The sequence below is a fragment of the Streptomyces sp. NPDC046977 genome, assembly GCF_040644455.1.
GTDB lineage: Bacteria > Actinomycetota > Actinomycetes > Streptomycetales > Streptomycetaceae > Actinacidiphila.
In genome coordinates this window covers 78,538-93,546 of sequence record NZ_JBEYWO010000021.1, presented here as the reverse complement: position 1 = coordinate 93,546, position 15,009 = coordinate 78,538, and the positions used below count along the sequence as shown (strand labels likewise).

12 protein-coding genes and 1 tRNA gene are annotated in these 15,009 nt (G+C 72.0%); 2 read left to right on the top strand and 11 right to left on the bottom strand.

Going from position 1 to position 15,009, the window contains the following annotated elements:
• Window positions 1-2: 2 nt before the first annotated feature.
• Window positions 3-698: a type 1 glutamine amidotransferase domain-containing protein gene (locus ABZ883_RS28165; protein ID WP_360910882.1), complete on the bottom strand. Its 696-nt coding sequence runs from the start codon at window positions 696-698 to the stop codon at window positions 3-5.
• Window positions 699-1,131: 433 nt separating this feature from the next.
• A tRNA-Leu gene (locus ABZ883_RS28160) sits at window positions 1,132-1,217 on the bottom strand.
• A gap of 400 nt (window positions 1,218-1,617) precedes the next feature.
• Between ABZ883_RS28160 and ABZ883_RS28155 the strand changes: the two genes are divergently transcribed.
• The gene (locus ABZ883_RS28155; protein ID WP_360911029.1) at window positions 1,618-2,358 is read left to right on the top strand and encodes an ABC transporter ATP-binding protein; all 741 of its coding nucleotides are present in this window, start codon (window positions 1,618-1,620) and stop codon (window positions 2,356-2,358) included.
• A gap of 41 nt (window positions 2,359-2,399) precedes the next feature.
• Window positions 2,400-4,901 (top strand): FtsX-like permease family protein, encoded by a 2,502-nt coding sequence (locus tag ABZ883_RS28150; RefSeq protein WP_360910880.1) that lies wholly within the window; start codon window positions 2,400-2,402, stop codon window positions 4,899-4,901.
• Window positions 4,902-4,959: 58 nt separating this feature from the next.
• Here the strand turns inward: ABZ883_RS28150 and ABZ883_RS28145 are convergent, their stop codons facing one another.
• From ABZ883_RS28145 to ABZ883_RS28105, 9 genes are all read right to left on the bottom strand, one after another.
• Window positions 4,960-6,285 (bottom strand): class I SAM-dependent methyltransferase, encoded by a 1,326-nt coding sequence (locus ABZ883_RS28145; RefSeq protein ID WP_360910878.1) that lies wholly within the window; start codon window positions 6,283-6,285, stop codon window positions 4,960-4,962.
• A gap of 218 nt (window positions 6,286-6,503) precedes the next feature.
• Window positions 6,504-7,877, bottom strand: a complete 1,374-nt coding sequence (locus ABZ883_RS28140) for an NAD(P)/FAD-dependent oxidoreductase (protein WP_360910876.1) — start codon at window positions 7,875-7,877, stop codon at window positions 6,504-6,506.
• A 364-nt stretch (window positions 7,878-8,241) separates the two neighbouring features.
• Window positions 8,242-9,183, bottom strand: coding sequence for a Ppx/GppA phosphatase family protein (locus tag ABZ883_RS28135; RefSeq protein WP_360910874.1), 942 nt, complete (start codon window positions 9,181-9,183; stop codon window positions 8,242-8,244).
• Window positions 9,180-9,716 (bottom strand): DUF501 domain-containing protein, encoded by a 537-nt coding sequence (locus ABZ883_RS28130; RefSeq protein WP_360910872.1) that lies wholly within the window; start codon window positions 9,714-9,716, stop codon window positions 9,180-9,182. Before ABZ883_RS28130 ends, ABZ883_RS28135 begins: the two co-directional genes overlap by 4 nt.
• 17 nt (window positions 9,717-9,733) lie before the next feature.
• On the bottom strand, window positions 9,734-10,249 hold the full coding sequence (locus ABZ883_RS28125) for a septum formation initiator family protein (protein ID WP_360910870.1): 516 nt from the start codon (window positions 10,247-10,249) through the stop codon (window positions 9,734-9,736).
• Window positions 10,250-10,370: 121 nt separating this feature from the next.
• Window positions 10,371-11,651, bottom strand: coding sequence for a phosphopyruvate hydratase (gene eno, locus ABZ883_RS28120; protein ID WP_360910868.1), 1,281 nt, complete (start codon window positions 11,649-11,651; stop codon window positions 10,371-10,373).
• A 217-nt stretch (window positions 11,652-11,868) separates the two neighbouring features.
• Window positions 11,869-12,918, bottom strand: a complete 1,050-nt coding sequence (locus tag ABZ883_RS28115) for a transglycosylase family protein (protein ID WP_360910866.1) — start codon at window positions 12,916-12,918, stop codon at window positions 11,869-11,871.
• Window positions 12,919-13,034: 116 nt separating this feature from the next.
• The gene (locus tag ABZ883_RS28110) at window positions 13,035-14,285 is read right to left on the bottom strand and encodes a cytochrome P450 (protein ID WP_360910864.1); all 1,251 of its coding nucleotides are present in this window, start codon (window positions 14,283-14,285) and stop codon (window positions 13,035-13,037) included.
• On the bottom strand, window positions 14,278-14,979 hold the full coding sequence (locus ABZ883_RS28105) for an endonuclease V (RefSeq protein ID WP_360910861.1): 702 nt from the start codon (window positions 14,977-14,979) through the stop codon (window positions 14,278-14,280). The genes ABZ883_RS28110 and ABZ883_RS28105 overlap by 8 nt, the downstream gene beginning before the upstream one ends.
• Window positions 14,980-15,009 lie beyond the last annotated feature (30 nt).

Here is a 15,009-nt window from a genome sequence, read left to right as displayed (position 1 = left end):
ACTCACTTGAGGACCTCCAGCAGCCGGTCGGCCAGCACCCCGGCGGAGTGGGGGTTCTGGCCGGTCACCAGATTGCGGTCCTCGACCATGTACGGCTCCCAGACCGGGCCCCGGCTGTACTCGACACCGACCTGCTCCTTGAGGGCCGTCTCCAGCAGCCACGTCGCCCGGGGGGCGAGCCCGACGGCTTCCTCCTCCTCGTTGGTGAAGCCGGTGACCCGGTAGCCCTTGAAGGGCGATGTGCCGTGGATACGGGTGGCCAGCAGCGAGGCGGGGGCGTGGCACACAATGAACAGCGGCTTGCCGGAGGCGAGTTGCGCCGTCAGCAGCCGGCCGACGTCGGCGTCCCACGCCAGGTCCGCCATCGGGCCGTGGCCGCCCGGCAGGTACACCGCGTCGTAGTCCTCCAGCCGGACGTCCGACAGCGCCAGCGGCCGCCGCATCACCTCCGCGGAACGGATGATCTCCTCCAGCTCCAGGGCACCGTCCTCGCCACCCGCCATGGAGGGGCGCAGGCTCATCATGTCGACGCTCGGGACGACACCGCCCGGCGTCGCCACGACCACACTGTGACCGGCTTCCGTGACCTTCTTGTACGGCACCGCGAACTCCTCGGCCCAGTAACCGGTCGCATGCCGGGTGCCGTCCTTGAGCACCCAGTACGTCGCTCCGCTCACGATGAAAAGCACTGTCGCCATCGGGTCCACCTCCTGGCTCGCCCCCTACCCAAAAGCGTAGAGAAGCGTGCAAAACGGCGCATGCGCGGAGCTGTCTGACGTCCCTGTCACCCGAACGGCCGCTCTCCGCGTGCACACCCGGCGCGGGCGGCTCACGATGGCCACGGCAGAGGGCGGCGCCACGGAACCCGCCGGCCTCATGGCCATGGGCAGGCCCCCGCCGCGCACCACCGCGGCGGGGGCTGCTCCTCGGAACGGCAGAAGCCCGCACCGGGCGTCACACCCACGTCCGGCGGCAGCGCCGCGCGACGCGCGCACCACGTGGTTGCCGGCGCGCCCCGTCACCGAAGGCCGACATGGGGGCTTGCACCCGGTACGGGTCGATATCGCCCAACTCGACCGTGCGGGGAGCGCGTCCGCGACACAGGCCGCAGGTCGGCGCCGCGGGGAGTGGTGGTGCCCGGAACCGGACTCGAACCGGTACGCCCGCAAGGGGCAGCGAGGTTTAAGCTCGCCGTGTCTGCATTCCACCATCCGGGCGGGGCGGCGCCAGAGCGCAGCACGAGCCTATCCGGGAAGGTGGGTGGGAAGCGGCCCGGGATTCGTCATGTTGTCTGATTCTATTGCTCCCTGACGGATCATCAGATGACCTCGGACGCAGCGAAACCACAGGCCCGGGGCGGTACCCGGCGTGTTCGGCGTCCCCTGCATATGACGCGAAATAGTTCCGCCGCAGGACGGGCGCATCGGGGTGGGTGTCATCCCCTGGTATGACCCGGGGGTCCCCGGATACCTCTTGCGACTGCCCCAGGAACCAGGTCAGGGACGGATTACCGCGGACGTTCGCGCCGGGACGATGGACGGAGTCCGCACCACCTCCCCCAGCGTTTCCCGACAGGAGCAGCCTGCCGTGACCACCACCACCGCACCCCCGACCGCCATGGCCACGGCCGCGCGGGCCACCGACCTGAGCAAGGTGTACGGCGAGGGCGAGACCCGTGTGGTCGCGCTCGACGCGGTCTCCGTGGAGTTCCGCAGCGGTGAGTTCACCGCGATCATGGGCCCCTCGGGCTCGGGCAAGTCCACGCTGATGCACTGCATGGCGGGTCTGGACACGGTCTCGTCGGGCTCGGCGCGGATCGGCGACACCGAGCTGGCCTCGCTGAAGGACAAGCAGCTCACCACGTTGCGCCGCGACAAGATCGGCTTCATCTTCCAGGCGTTCAACCTGCTGCCCACGCTCACCGCGGCCGAGAACATCACGCTGCCGATGGACATCGCCGGCCGCAAGGCCGACCAGCAGTGGCTGGGCCGGGTCGTGGAGACCGTGGGCCTCGGCGACCGCCTCAAACACCGGCCGTCGCAGCTGTCCGGTGGTCAGCAGCAGCGCGTCGCGGTCGCGCGGGCGCTGGCGAGCCGGCCCGCGATCATCTTCGCGGACGAGCCGACCGGCAACCTCGACTCCCGTTCCGGCGCGGAGATCCTGGGCTTCCTCCGCAACTCCGTGCGGGAGCTGGGCCAGACGGTCGTCATGGTCACCCACGACCCGGTCGCCGCCTCCTACGCCGACCGCGTCGTCTTCCTGGCCGACGGCCGCATCGTCGACGAGCTGCACGGCCCGACCGCGGACTCGGTGCTGGAGCGCATGAAGCGCTTCGACGCCAAGGGCCGTACGAGCTGACCGTCCGACGCCACCGAGACCACCGAGAGACCACGCCTGCCATGTTCCGTACCGCCCTGCGCAACGTCCTCGCGCACAAGGCCAGACTGCTGATGACCGTGCTCGCCGTGATGCTCGGCGTGTCCTTCGTCTCCGGCACCCTGGTCTTCACCGACTCCATCGGCGACGCCCTCCGCAAGGCGTCCTCCAGGAGCTACGCCGACGTGTCGGTCGCCGTCACCTACGGGGACCCCGACCACCGGCTCCCCCAGCGGCTGGTGGACGAGATCGCCGGCCTGCCCGGCGCCGAGTCCACGACCGCGACCGTGACCGGCTTCACCGCTCTCGCCGACAAGGAGGGCCGGCTGGTCGGCGACGGCTGGTCCACCCGCGGCGGCAACTACGCCGGGGCGAACCGCTATCCGATACGCGAGGGGCGCGCCCCGTCCCACTCCTCCGAGGTCGCCCTGGACGCCAGGACGGCCGAGCGGACGGGCTACGGCGTCGGTGACACCGTCCGGATGTCCATCGACGGCCCCGTGATGCGGCAGAAGGTGACCGGCGTCTTCACCACCGACGACGGCAACGTCGCGGCGGGCGGCAGCCTGGTGCTCTTCGACACCGCCACGGCCCAGAAGCTCTTCGGCACGCCGGGCACGTTCGAGGAGATCGACGTCAAGGCGGCGCCCGGCACCGCGCAGGCCACGCTGAGGTCCGCGATCGAGAAGCTGCTGCCGCGGTACGCCAAGGACGCCACGGCGACCACCGGGCAGCAACTGGCGGACGACGAGGCACGGCAGATCGCGGCCGACCTCAGCAACTTCAACACCACGCTGCTCAGCTTCGCCGGCATCGCGCTCTTCGTCGGCATCTTCATCATCGCCAACACCTTCACGATGCTCGTCGCCCAGCGCACCAAGGAGCTGGCGCTGCTGCGCGCGGTCGGCGCCAGCCGCCGGCAGGTGACGCGGTCGGTGCTGGTCGAGGCCCTCGTAGTGGGCGCGGTGGCCGGGGTGACCGGGTTCCTGCTGGGCATCGGCATCGCGGCCGTCATGCGGGCGGTGCTCGGCTCGGCCGGGGCGGAACTGCCCGCCGGCCCGCTGTCGGTGCAGCCGGGCACCGCGGGCGCGGCGCTCGCGGTCGGTGTCGGCATCACCATGCTCGCCGCGTGGCTGCCGGCCCGCCGCGCCGCCAAGATCCCCCCGGTCGCGGCGATGAGCAGCGTGCACGCCCCGGCCACCGTCAAGGGCCTGCTGCTGCGCAACACGTTCGGCGCGCTGCTGTCGGCGGCCGGTGTCGTCCTGGTGCTGGCCGGCTCGGGCATGAAGAACGACGGCAACATGGTGCTCGGCGGCGGCGCGGGACTGCTGCTGATCGGGGTGTTCGTGCTCACCCCGCTGCTGTCCCGGCCGGTGGTCGCGGCGGCCGCGCCGCTGCTGCGGCCCTTCGGTGTCACGGGCAAGCTCGCGCGGCAGAACTCGGTGCGCAACCCCCGGCGCACCGCCGCCACCGCTTCCGCCCTGATGATCGGGCTGACCCTGATCACCGCCCTCACGGTGGTGGCCATCTCGGTGAAGACCACGGTGGACGAGCTGGCGGCCGCCCATCTGAGGGCCGACTACCAGATCACCATGGCCACCGGCCAGAACCTCTCCCCCGAGGTGGCGAAGCAGATCGCGGGCACCGAGGGCGTCAGCGACTCCAGCGCCGTGCGCGACGCGCACACCGAACTGGACGGCGAGGACGAGTGGGTCACCGGTGTCGACACGCCGCAGATCGAGCGGCTGCTCGCCCTGGACTTCACCCACGGCTCCCTGGCCGCGGCGCACGGCGACTCCGTGGTCGTGGACTCCGACACCGTGAAGCGGCGCGGCTGGCACGCCGGGCAGAGCCTGCCCGTGCGCTACGACGACGGCACCAAGGGGCGGTTGACGATCGGCGGCGTCTTCGTGGGCGGTGACCTCATCAACGGCGTGATCATGGACAACGCCACGGTGACCCCGCACACCCCGGAGGCCGAGGACATGCGGGTGCTGGTGAAGATGGCCGGCGGCCCCTCCGAGGCCCACCAGGACGCGCTGGTGAAGGCGCTCGGCGAGAACCCGGTCCTCAAGGTGCAGGACAAGGCCGACATCTCCCGGGAGCTCAGCGCCACGATCGACCTGATGCTGAACATCCTCTACGGGCTGCTCGCGATGGCGGTGCTGGTCGCCGTGCTGGGTGTGATCAACACGCTGGCGATGTCGGTCTTCGAGCGCAAGCACGAGATCGGCATGCTGCGGGCGATCGGCCTGGACCGTACCGCGGTCAAGCGGATGATCCGGCTGGAGTCCCTGGTGATCTCGCTCTTCGGCGCGGTGCTCGGCCTGGGCCTGGGAGTCTTCCTCGCCTGGGCGGTCGGCGGACTGATCAGGCCGAACCTGCCGAGCTACGCGCTGGTGCTGCCCTGGGACCGGATCGGGGTCTTCCTCGCGATGGCCGCCGTGGTGGGCATGCTGGCGGCGCTGTGGCCGGCCCGGCGGGCGGCCCGGCTGAACATGCTGGAGTCCATCAAGGCCGAGTGACGGGCCGGCCGGGACGGAAGAGCGGGGCGGGGGCCGCGGCGGCCCCCGCCCCGCCGTGTCACGCCGTCCCCGCGGAGCCCAGCCAGGCGGAGCGGGTCGGCGGCATCCCGGAGCCGCCCGACTCCCGGGCGCGCACCGCGAGGATCTGGTTGACCCCGATGCGGTTGTGCTCAAAGGCCAGCGCGGAGGCCGCCATGTACAGCCGCCACACCCGGGCCCGCCCGGCGCCCGCGAGGCGCACGGCCTCGCCCCAGTGCGCCTCCAGGTTGCCGACCCACTCGCGCAGCGTCAGGGCGTAGTGCTCCCGGATCGCCTCCACGTCGCGGACCTCCAGCCCCGCCTCCTCCAGCCGGGAGACGGTGGCGCCGACGGGGGCCAGTTCCCCGTCGGGGAAGACGTACCGGTCGATGAACTCGTCGACGTGGTAGGCGTCCTCGTTCTCCCACGGGCGGCGGGCGATCTGGTGGTTGAGCAGCCGGCCGCCGGGCCGCAGCAGCCCGTACAGCACGCCCGCGTACTGGAGGTAGCGCTCGCGGCCCACGTGCTCGGCCATGCCGATCGACGAAATGGCGTCGTACGGGCCGTCGTCGACCGCCCGGTAGTCCTGCACGCGGATCTCGACGCGGTCGGTGAGCCCCGCCTCGGCGACCCGCTTGCGGGCGTAGGCGGCCTGCTCGGTGGAGAGGGTGACGCCGGTGGCGTGCACCCCGTACCGCTCGGTGGCGTGCATGACCATCGAGCCCCAGCCGCAGCCGACGTCCAGCAGCCGCTGTCCGGCCTTGAGGTCCAGCTTGCGGCAGATGAGGTCGAGCTTGGCCTCCTGGGCGTCCTCCAGGGTCGCGTCGGGCCGCTCCCAGTAGGCGCAGGAGTAGACCATGGACGGGCCGAGCACGAGCTCGTAGAAGTCGTTGCCGACGTCGTAGTGGTGGCTGATGGCCTGCCGGTCGCGGACCGGGCTGTGCAGGACGCCGCCGCGCCTGCGGACCTCCTCCGGCGGCGGGGGCGGCGGCAGTCCCGGGCCCGCGAGCGAGAGCACCTCGCGGGCGATCAGCGCGGTCGCCGGGTCCCGGAGCCGGGCCAGCAGCCGGCGGTGGGCCGGCTCGTCCTCCTCGGGCGGGCGGTTCCAGACGACGCCGGACAGCCGGTGCAGCGCGTCGTACAGGTCGCCGTCCACGTCCAGTTCACCGGCCACCCACGCGCGCACCAGTCCCAGCTCGCCGGGCTTGAACAGCATCCGGCGCAGCGCCCTGCGGTGCCTCACGACCAGGGCCGGCGCGTCCGGGGGCCCGGTCTCGCTGCCGTCCCACGCGCGGATGCGCAAGGGGAAGGGAACGCCGAGCGCCTGCTTGGCGAGAGCGGTCAGTCGTCCGGCCGTATCGGCCATGGCGCGTACCTCCGTGCCTCCATGAAGACGGGTCCACTGCGCAGCAAAAAACCAATGGTGACTACAACCACATTCCCGGGACCGTTGTTCCTCTCCTACCCATCTCATGTTTGGTGTCCGCACGGCCAGGACACGGGCATGCCGAAGGGCGCCCGCCCCACGGATGGCGGACGCCCTTCGGCTGCAACGGGTGAACGGGCCCTGCGGCCCGCCGGCGGCTAGGCCTTCGCCTTGGCCGGGGAGGCCTCGGCCGGGACCACGGGCGCCGGCACGGGCTTGGCGGCCTCGTAGAACTCCTCGCGGGGGTTCTCGATGGCGCCCAGCGAGACGACCTCGCGCTTGAGGAAGACCGCCAGCGTCCAGTCCGCGAGGACCCGGATCTTGCGGTTGAACGTCGGCACCGCCATGCCGTGGTAGCCACGGTGCATGTACCAGGCCAGGCGGCCCTTGAACTTCAGCTTCATCTTGCCGAAGCGGACCAGGGCGACACCCTTGTGCAGGCCGAGGCCGGCGACGGCGCCCTTGTTGGCGTGCTTGTACTCCTGCTGCGGGAAGCCCCGCATGCCGGAGACCACGTTGTCGCCGAGGACCTTGGCCTGGCGCAGCGCGTGCTGGGCGTTGGGCGGGCACCAGGCACCGGGGCCGGAGGCCAGGTCGGGGACCTGGGCGTTGTCGCCGGCGGACCAGATGTAGTCGGTGCCCTGGACCTGGAGGGTCGGGGCGGTGTCGACGTGGCCGCGCGGGCCGAGCGGCAGGCCGTACTTGGCCAGGACCGGGTTGGGCTTGACGCCGGCGGTCCACACGATGGTGGAGGCGTCGACCTCCAGGCCGTTGGCGAGCACCACGTGCTTGTCGACACAGGACTTCATCGACGTGCTCAGGTAGACCTCGATGCCGCGCTCGCGCAGGTGCTCCAGACCCCACGTGCCCAGCTCCGGGCCGACCTCGGGGAGGATCTTGTCGGCGGCGTCGACCAGGATGAAGCGCATGTCCTCGCGCTTGACGTTCGCGTAGTACTTGGCCGCGTCGCGGGCCATGTCCTCGACCTCGCCGATCGTCTCGGCACCGGCGAAGCCGCCGCCGACGAAGACGAACGTGAGGGCCCTGCGGCGGACGTCCTCGTCCGTCGTGGAGGCGGCCTTGTCGAGCTGCTCCAGCACGTGGTTGCGCAGGCCGATGGCCTCCTCGACGCCCTTCATGCCGATGCCGTTCTCGGCCAGGCCGGGGATCGGGAAGGTGCGGGAGACGGCGCCGAGCGCGACGACCAGGTAGTCGAAGGGCAGTTCGTAGGACTCGCCCACGAGCGGTTCGACGACCGCGACCTTGCGGTCCTGGTCGATGGTGGTGACCCGGCCGGTCAGAACCTCCGCCTGGGGGAGAACGCGGCGCAGCGGCACCACGACATGGCGGGGGGAGATGCTGCCGGCCGCGGCCTCCGGCAGGAAGGGCTGGTACGTCATGTACGAACGCGGGTCGACGACCGTGACGGTCGCCTCCGCGTAGCGCATCTTCTTGAGGATGCGCCGGGCCGCGTACAGGCCGACGTACCCACCGCCTACTACGAGGATCCTGGGACGCTCCGTGGTGCTCATGCTTCGAGTATTCACCACGGCCCGGGGGGTACCTCGTGAGCCCCTTCACAAGGTTTCCGGTGCCCTCTGCTACACTGCGCCGCTTCGTGATCAGGACCACAGCCACCGGGGGGAACCCGGTGCCGGTCACAGGCGTTGAGCGCCCGGCCCCACCAGCGACGATCGGCATCCGGGGGGCCCGCACCACGCCCCCGCAACATGGGTGAAACACAAGCCCGTCAAGGGCTTTGGGGGTCCCCGGGGGGCCTCACCCCGGGCAGTTGGGCCGTCCGGCGGGAACTTTCATGTGAAGAAATTCACGAACCTTCTTCCGCAGGCGTGTCGGGCCCGCCGCGGGGGCCCGCTCACCTGACAAGCGCCCTGCTCAGGCGATGCTCCAGGCGATCCCGTCGAGGATGTCGTGCTCGCTCACCACGACCTCCGCGGCACCCGTCCGCTCCATGATCCGCAGCAGCACGAGCGCCCCCGCGCCGATCACGTCGACCCGCCCCGGATGCAGCACCGGGATCGCCGCGCGCTCGGCGTGCGTGGCCGCCAGCAGCCGGGCGGTGACCTCGCGGACCTGCTCCACCGGGATGCGGGCGTGGTGGATCGCGGCCGGGTCGTACTCCGCGAGGCCCAGCGCGATCGCGGCGACGGAGGTCACCGAACCGGCGAGCCCGACGAGCGTGCGCGCCTCGCGCAGCGGCACGGTGCTCTCCGCCAGGTCCAGCGCGGCGTCGATGTCCCGCGTCATGGCGGCGATCGCCTCGGGCGTCGGCGGGTCGGTCACGACGCCGTCGTCCACCAGGTGCCGCTCGGTCATCCGCACGCAGCCGACGTCGACCGAGCGGGCCGCGGTGACCTCGGTGTCGCCGACGACGAACTCCGTGGAGCCGCCGCCGATGTCGGTGACGAGGAAGGGGCGCTCCAGATCGGCGCGGCCGGCCAGTTCACGGGTGGCGCCGGTGAAGGAGAACTCGGCCTCCTGGTCGCCGCTGATCACCTCGGGCTCCACACCGAGGATGTCCACCACACCGCGCACGAAGTCCTCGCGGTTGGAGGCGTCGCGGGAGGCGGAGGTGGCCACGAAGCGGATCGCGTCGGCGCCCAGTTCGCGGATGACGCCGGCGTACGCGCGGCAGGCCGCGAAGGTGCGCTCCAGTGCCTCGGGGGCGAGCCGGCCGGTGCGGTCGACGCCCTGTCCGAGCCGGACGATGGTCATCCGGCGGTCCAGGTCCTTGATGGCGCCGGTCGCGGGGTCCGCGTCGGCCACCAGCAGGCGGATCGAGTTGGTGCCGCAGTCGACGGCGGCGACGCGGGTCACTTGTCGTCCCCCTTCGCGGCGCAGGGGTCGGCGCACGGGCCCTTGCGCCACCACTCCGGCAGCAGCGCGAGGGCCTCGTCGCCGAGCGGGTTGACCCCGGGACCGGCGGCCAGGGAGTGGCCGACCAGCACGTGCAGGCACTTGACCCGGTCCGGCATGCCGCCCGCGCTGGGGAAGCCCTCCAGCACCTCGATCGCGTCGCGGCGGGCGAGGTAGTCCTCGTGCGCGGCCCGGTAGCCGGCGGCGAGCTCGTCGTCCTCGGCGAGACGGGCGGTCATGTCCTTCATGACCCCCTCGGCCTCCAGGGTGCCGATCGCGGACGCGGCGCGCGGGCAGGTCAGGTAGTACAGCGTCGGGAACGGCGTGCCGTCCTCCAGCCGCGGCGCCGTCTCGACGACGTCCGGATTGCCGCAGGGGCAGCGGTGCGCGACGGCCCGCAGACCGCGCGGGACGCGGCCCAACTGCTCGCGGACGGCGGCGACATCGCGCTCCGTCGGCGGGGCGTGCTCGGTGGAGGGCGGGGGCGTTTCCATGCCTGGGTGTGTCTCTTTCAGCGGTGTGCGGGGGCGGCGGCGTCGGCGTGGTCGACGCCGTCCCACAGGTTGGCGTACCAGGGGCGGCGGGCGGCGTTGTCGCTGTCGCCGCGGCGCGGGCCGGCGGCCTCGTCACCCCGTGCGGCGGCCCCGGAGGGAGTGACCACCGTATACGCCGTCTCGCCGGGCAGGACGTAGTGGAGCCGGGTGCGGGCCTGCGTCTTGACGTACTCGGGGTCCTGCCAGCGCGCCTTCTCCTCGCGCAGTTCCTCGACCCGCTTGCGGGCCTGTTCGGCCTGCTTGCGCTGGTCGGCGATCTGCGAGCGCTGGGCGACGTACTGGCGCGTGGGGTAGGCGAGGGCGACCACCAACGCGCACACCACGAGGGCGAGCAGCGCGGCCCGGCCGGTCAGCCGGTTGCGGCCGCGCGGCAGTACGGGCCGCCGCGGGCGTCCGGTCGCGCGGTAGACGCGGGCCTGCGCCTGTGCCCCGAGGGCACGGATGCGCGTCGCGGTGGAGAAGCGATCCGGCACGTGCACCTCCGGTGGGGGGGTTCGCGTTCGTCATTGCCTCGGGGGACCGGTGGACCAGTGGACCGGTGCCCGGGAACCGCTGCCGCCCGCCGCGGGCGCGACGGGCGGCAGCGGTGAGGCGTCAGCCCTTGAAGCGCGGGAACGCCGAGCGGCCGGCGTACACGGCCGCGTCGTCGAGGATCTCCTCGATGCGCAGGAGCTGGTTGTACTTGGCGACGCGCTCGCTGCGGGCGGGGGCGCCGGTCTTGATCTGGCCGCAGTTGGTGGCGACGGCGAGGTCGGCGATGGTGACGTCCTCGGTCTCGCCGGAGCGGTGCGACATCATGCACTTGTAGCCGTTGCGCTGCGCCAGCTCGACCGCGTCCAGGGTCTCGGTCAGCGAGCCGATCTGGTTGACCTTGACCAGCAGGGCGTTGGCGGTGTTGTTGTCGATGCCGCGCTGGAGGCGCTCGGGGTTGGTGACGAACAGGTCGTCGCCGACGAGCTGGACCTTGTCACCGAGCTGGTCGGTGATGGTCTTCCAGCCGTCCCAGTCCTCCTCGTTCAGCGGGTCCTCGATGGAGATCAGCGGGTACGCCGCGACCAGCTCGGCGTAGTACGCGGTCATCTCGGCCGCCGACAGGGACTTGCCCTCGAAGGAGTAGCTGCCGTCCTTGTAGAACTCGGAGGCGGCCACGTCGAGCGCCAGCGCGATGTCCTGGCCCGGCTGGTAGCCGGCCTTCTTGATGGCCTCGACGATCAGGTCGAGGGCGTCGCGGTTGCTCGGCAGGTTCGGGGCGAAGCCGCCCTCGTCGCCGAGGCCGGTGGACAGGCCGCGCTCCTTCAGGACGCCCTTGAGGGTGTGGTAGACCTCGGCACCCCAGCGCAGGGCCTCGGAGAAGGACTCCGCGCCGATCGGGGCGATCATGAACTCCTGGATGTCCACGTTGGAGTCGGCGTGCGAGCCGCCGTTCAGGATGTTCATCATCGGGACCGGCAGCACGTGGGCGTTCGGGCCGCCGAGGTAGCGGAAGAGCGGGAGGTCGGAGGCCTCGGACGCGGCGTGGGCCACGGCCAGCGAGACACCGAGGATGGCGTTGGCGCCGAGGGAGGACTTGTCCGGGGTGGCGTCCAGGTCGAACATCGCCTGGTCGATCAGCCGCTGCTCGGTGGCGTCGTAGCCGACCAGCTCCGGGCCGATCTGCTCGATGACGGCGAGCACCGCCTTCTCCACACCCTTGCCCAGGTAACGGCTCTTGTCACCGTCACGGAGCTCAAGGGCCTCGAACGCTCCGGTGGACGCTCCGGAGGGCACGGCTGCACGGCCCGTGCTGCCGTCGTCGAGGCCGACCTCGACCTCCACGGTGGGGTTGCCTCGCGAGTCGAGGATTTCCCGGGCTACGACGACGTCGATCGACGGCACGTGAGTCTCCTTCTGATGTCTCTTCGTTTCGGGCATGAGCCTAACCGACCCGAAAAGCCCCGTCCGGGCACGCTCCGGGGAAGTCCGCACCGGACCGCGAACGGAAGGGGGCACCGAGAAGAACGATCGGGGACGGACGCCCGCCGACCGGCACGGACACGCGGACACGGACCGCCGCGCACGGGCGCCCCTGCCGGGCGCCCGCGGCGGCACCGGGTCAGCGGCGGCCGAGCTCCAGGGTCTCGCCGGCCACGATCCGGTCCGGGTTGTCGCCGATGACGTCCTTGTTGGCGGCGTACAGCCCGCGCCAGCCGCCCGGCAGGCCCTGCTCCATGGCGATCCCGCACAGCGAGTCGCCCTCCTGCACCACGTATCGGCCGTCGCCGGTGTCCTTGGTGGAGGTGTCCTTCGCCGCGCCGCGGTCCGAGCCGCGGTCCGAGCGCTCGTCCGCGCCGCGCGTGGTGTCGCGGGAGATGGCGCCCCAGGCGGCGTCGCCCTCGACGATCTGCGGCGGCACCGAGGTCACGCCGTGGCTGCCGCTGCCGGTGCCCGTCGTGCGGCCGGACAGCCGCGGGGTGGTGTCGGCCTCGGGCTTGCGGTGCTTGCCCGGGGTCTTGGCGGCCGTGCCGGTGGAGGTCTCCGGGTCGGGCGTGGCGGTGGAGCCGGGGACGGCGGTCGAGTCGTCGCCGCTGTCGGAGGACCCGGCGGTCGCGTCCGTGCCGGAGTCCGTGCCGGTTCCGGTGCCCGTGCCGTCGGAGGAGCCGTCGGTGCCGGCGTCCTCGTGGTCCGAGCCGGTGTCCGTCCCGGAGTCGCTGCCGTTCTCGTCGCCGTTGCTGTTGCCGTTGTTGCCCTTGCCGTCGGAGTTGCCGCCGAGGAGGTCCTGCAGCACCTCGCCCAGGCCGCCCTGGTCGGCGCAGCCGGACCAGGCGTCGGGGCCGAGTACGGAGAGGATCTTCTCCGCGACGGTTATCTGCTCATTGCGGCTGGCGAGGTCGGGGCGCTCGGCATAGACCGTGCCGCCGTACTGCTGCCAGGTCTCCTCGGTGATCTGCAGGCCGCCGTAGAACCCGTTGCCGGTGTTCGAGCTCCACAGGCCGCCGCTCTCGCACGCGGCCACCGCGTTCCAGCTGGTGCCGGCGTCCGCGGCGCTCGCGCCGCTCGCTGCGAAGAGGGGGAGCGTGAGGCCCGCCCCGGTCGCCGCGACCGCAACCATGGCGGTCGGGGCCTGACGCGGCTTGCGGTGTCGGCCGTTCCCGGACTTCAGCATGCGCTATCGCCTTTCACATTCGAATATCGCGATGGCGCCTGACCGTAGTGGCCTTGGCCCATGCATCACAAGTCGATGTCTCGCGGATCACGTGAAGATCACGTCGTGACGCTCAGTCAGTCACGTTCCGGTGTGAAGGAGACGGGCAATGCGCGCAGACCGCGCATGATGAGCCCGCCGCGCCAGCGCAGTTCCGCGGGATCCGCGGCGAGCCGCAGGTCGGGCAGCCGGGTCAGCAGCGTGGCGAGCGCGGACTGCGCCTCCAGCCGGGCCAGGGGCGCACCCAGACAGTAGTGGATGCCGTGGCCGTAGCCGAGGTGCTGGTTGTCCCTGCGTGAAAGATCCAGTGTGTCCGGCTCGTTGAAGCGCGCGGGGTCGCGGTCGGCGGCGGCGAGCACCACCAGGACGGGGTCCCCGGTCGCGATGTCCCGGCCGCCGACAGTCAGCGGTTCGGTCGCGAAACGCCAGGTCGCCAGCTCCACCGGCCCGTCGTAGCGCAGGAGTTCCTCGACGGCCGTGCCGAGCAGCCCGTTGTCGCCGCCGACCAGCGCGTCCTGCAGCTGACGGCGCGGACCGGGGTTGCGCAGCAGCGTGTACATCCCGTTGCCGATGAGGTTGACGGTCGTCTCGAACCCCGCGAAGAGCAGGATGAACGCCATCGCGGCGGCCTCGTTCTCCGTGAGGTGCTCGCCGTGGTCACTGGCCCGGATCAGACCGGAGATCAGGTCGTCGCCGAGGTCCGCCCGCTTGCGGTGGATCAGCTCCAGCAAATATCCGCGCATTTTCTTCACCGACCGGCCGACCCCGCCGCGGGGACCCCCGCCGTGCCGGATCATCATCCCGGCCCAGTCGCGGAAGTCGTCCTGGTCCTCGGCGGGGACGCCGAGCAGGTCGCAGATCGCGTAGATCGGCAGCGGAAAGGCGAACTCATGGATGAGATCGGCCTCCCCCTTCGCCGCGAAACCGTCGATGAGCCGGTCGGTCAGCTCCTGCACCCGCGGGGCGAACTCGGCGACCCGGCGCGGGGTGAAGGCCTTGGAGACCAGCCGGCGCAGCCGGGTGTGGTCCGGCGGGTCGATGTTGAGCAGGTGCGTCATCAGGTCGGCGCTGCGCTCGCCCGGGATGCCCACCTTCCCCTTGGCGTGGGCGCGTTCGGAGTGGTGGACCGGGTTCTTGCTGAGCCGCGGGTCGGCCAGCGCCTGCCGCGCGTCCGCGTACCGGGTCACCAGCCAGGCGTCCACACCGCTGGGCAGCGTGGTGCGGTGCACCGGCGCGTGCTCGCGCAGCCAGGCGTACGCGGGGTACGGATCGGTGGCGAACTGCCAGGTGAACAGCTCGGGGGGCTCAGGGGTCACGCTGTCATGCACCCCATGACGTTAGCCGCTCCCGGCTGAGCCGGTCGGCCAGCCGGGTCGTCTCCGGCAGGCGGTAGGAGGGGGAGAGCGCCAGGACATGGCGGCACGCGGTGTCCAGGTCGATGCCGTGGCCGGTCGACACGTACACCGGCCGGACCCCGCTCCGGGTGCGCAGCGCCCGGCCCACCGTCTCGCCCGCGTCGACCAGCGGCGCCGACGCCCCGCGTTCCTCCCCGAGCGCCGCCGCGTCGTACGTGCCGACGAACGGGGTCTTCGCCACCCCGGCGGCCGGCAGCCCGGTGACCACCCCCAGATGGCAGGCCAGACCGAAGCGACGCGGGTGCGCCAGCCCCTGCCCGTCGCAGAGCAGCAGGTCGGGCGTGACGGTCAGGCCCCGCAGGGCCTCGATCAGCACGGGAAGCTCCCGGAACGCGAAGAGCCCGGGCACGTAGGGGAAGCCCGCCCGGGCCGTCGCGGTGGCCCGGTCGACGGGGGCGAGCGTGGCCGCGTCGACCACGACGACGGCGGCGGCCACGATGTCGTCCGCGGCACCGTGGCCCCCGCCGTACGCGACATCCAGCCCCGCGACGTACCGCGGCCGCTGCGGGCCGGGCCCGCGGTGGTCGGCCAGCGGCCGGAGCCGGTCCTGAAGGGCGAGGGCCCCTGCCTCGTCGTGCGGCCACGCGTGCGGGACGTCTATACGCATGACCGCGAGACTACGGCCGGGGCCGCCGGA

Coding starts and splice junctions, on each gene's coding strand:
- ABZ883_RS28165 (WP_360910882.1), bottom strand. CDS start 698: ATGGCGACAGTGCTTTTCATCGTGAGCGGAGCGACGTACTGGGTGCTC.
- ABZ883_RS28155 (WP_360911029.1), top strand. CDS start 1,618: ATGGCCACGGCCGCGCGGGCCACCGACCTGAGCAAGGTGTACGGCGAG.
- ABZ883_RS28150 (WP_360910880.1), top strand. CDS start 2,400: ATGTTCCGTACCGCCCTGCGCAACGTCCTCGCGCACAAGGCCAGACTG.
- ABZ883_RS28145 (WP_360910878.1), bottom strand. CDS start 6,285: ATGGCCGATACGGCCGGACGACTGACCGCTCTCGCCAAGCAGGCGCTC.
- ABZ883_RS28140 (WP_360910876.1), bottom strand. CDS start 7,877: ATGAGCACCACGGAGCGTCCCAGGATCCTCGTAGTAGGCGGTGGGTAC.
- ABZ883_RS28130 (WP_360910872.1), bottom strand. CDS start 9,716: ATGGAAACGCCCCCGCCCTCCACCGAGCACGCCCCGCCGACGGAGCGC.
- ABZ883_RS28115 (WP_360910866.1), bottom strand. CDS start 12,918: ATGCTGAAGTCCGGGAACGGCCGACACCGCAAGCCGCGTCAGGCCCCG.
- ABZ883_RS28105 (WP_360910861.1), bottom strand. CDS start 14,979: ATGCGTATAGACGTCCCGCACGCGTGGCCGCACGACGAGGCAGGGGCC.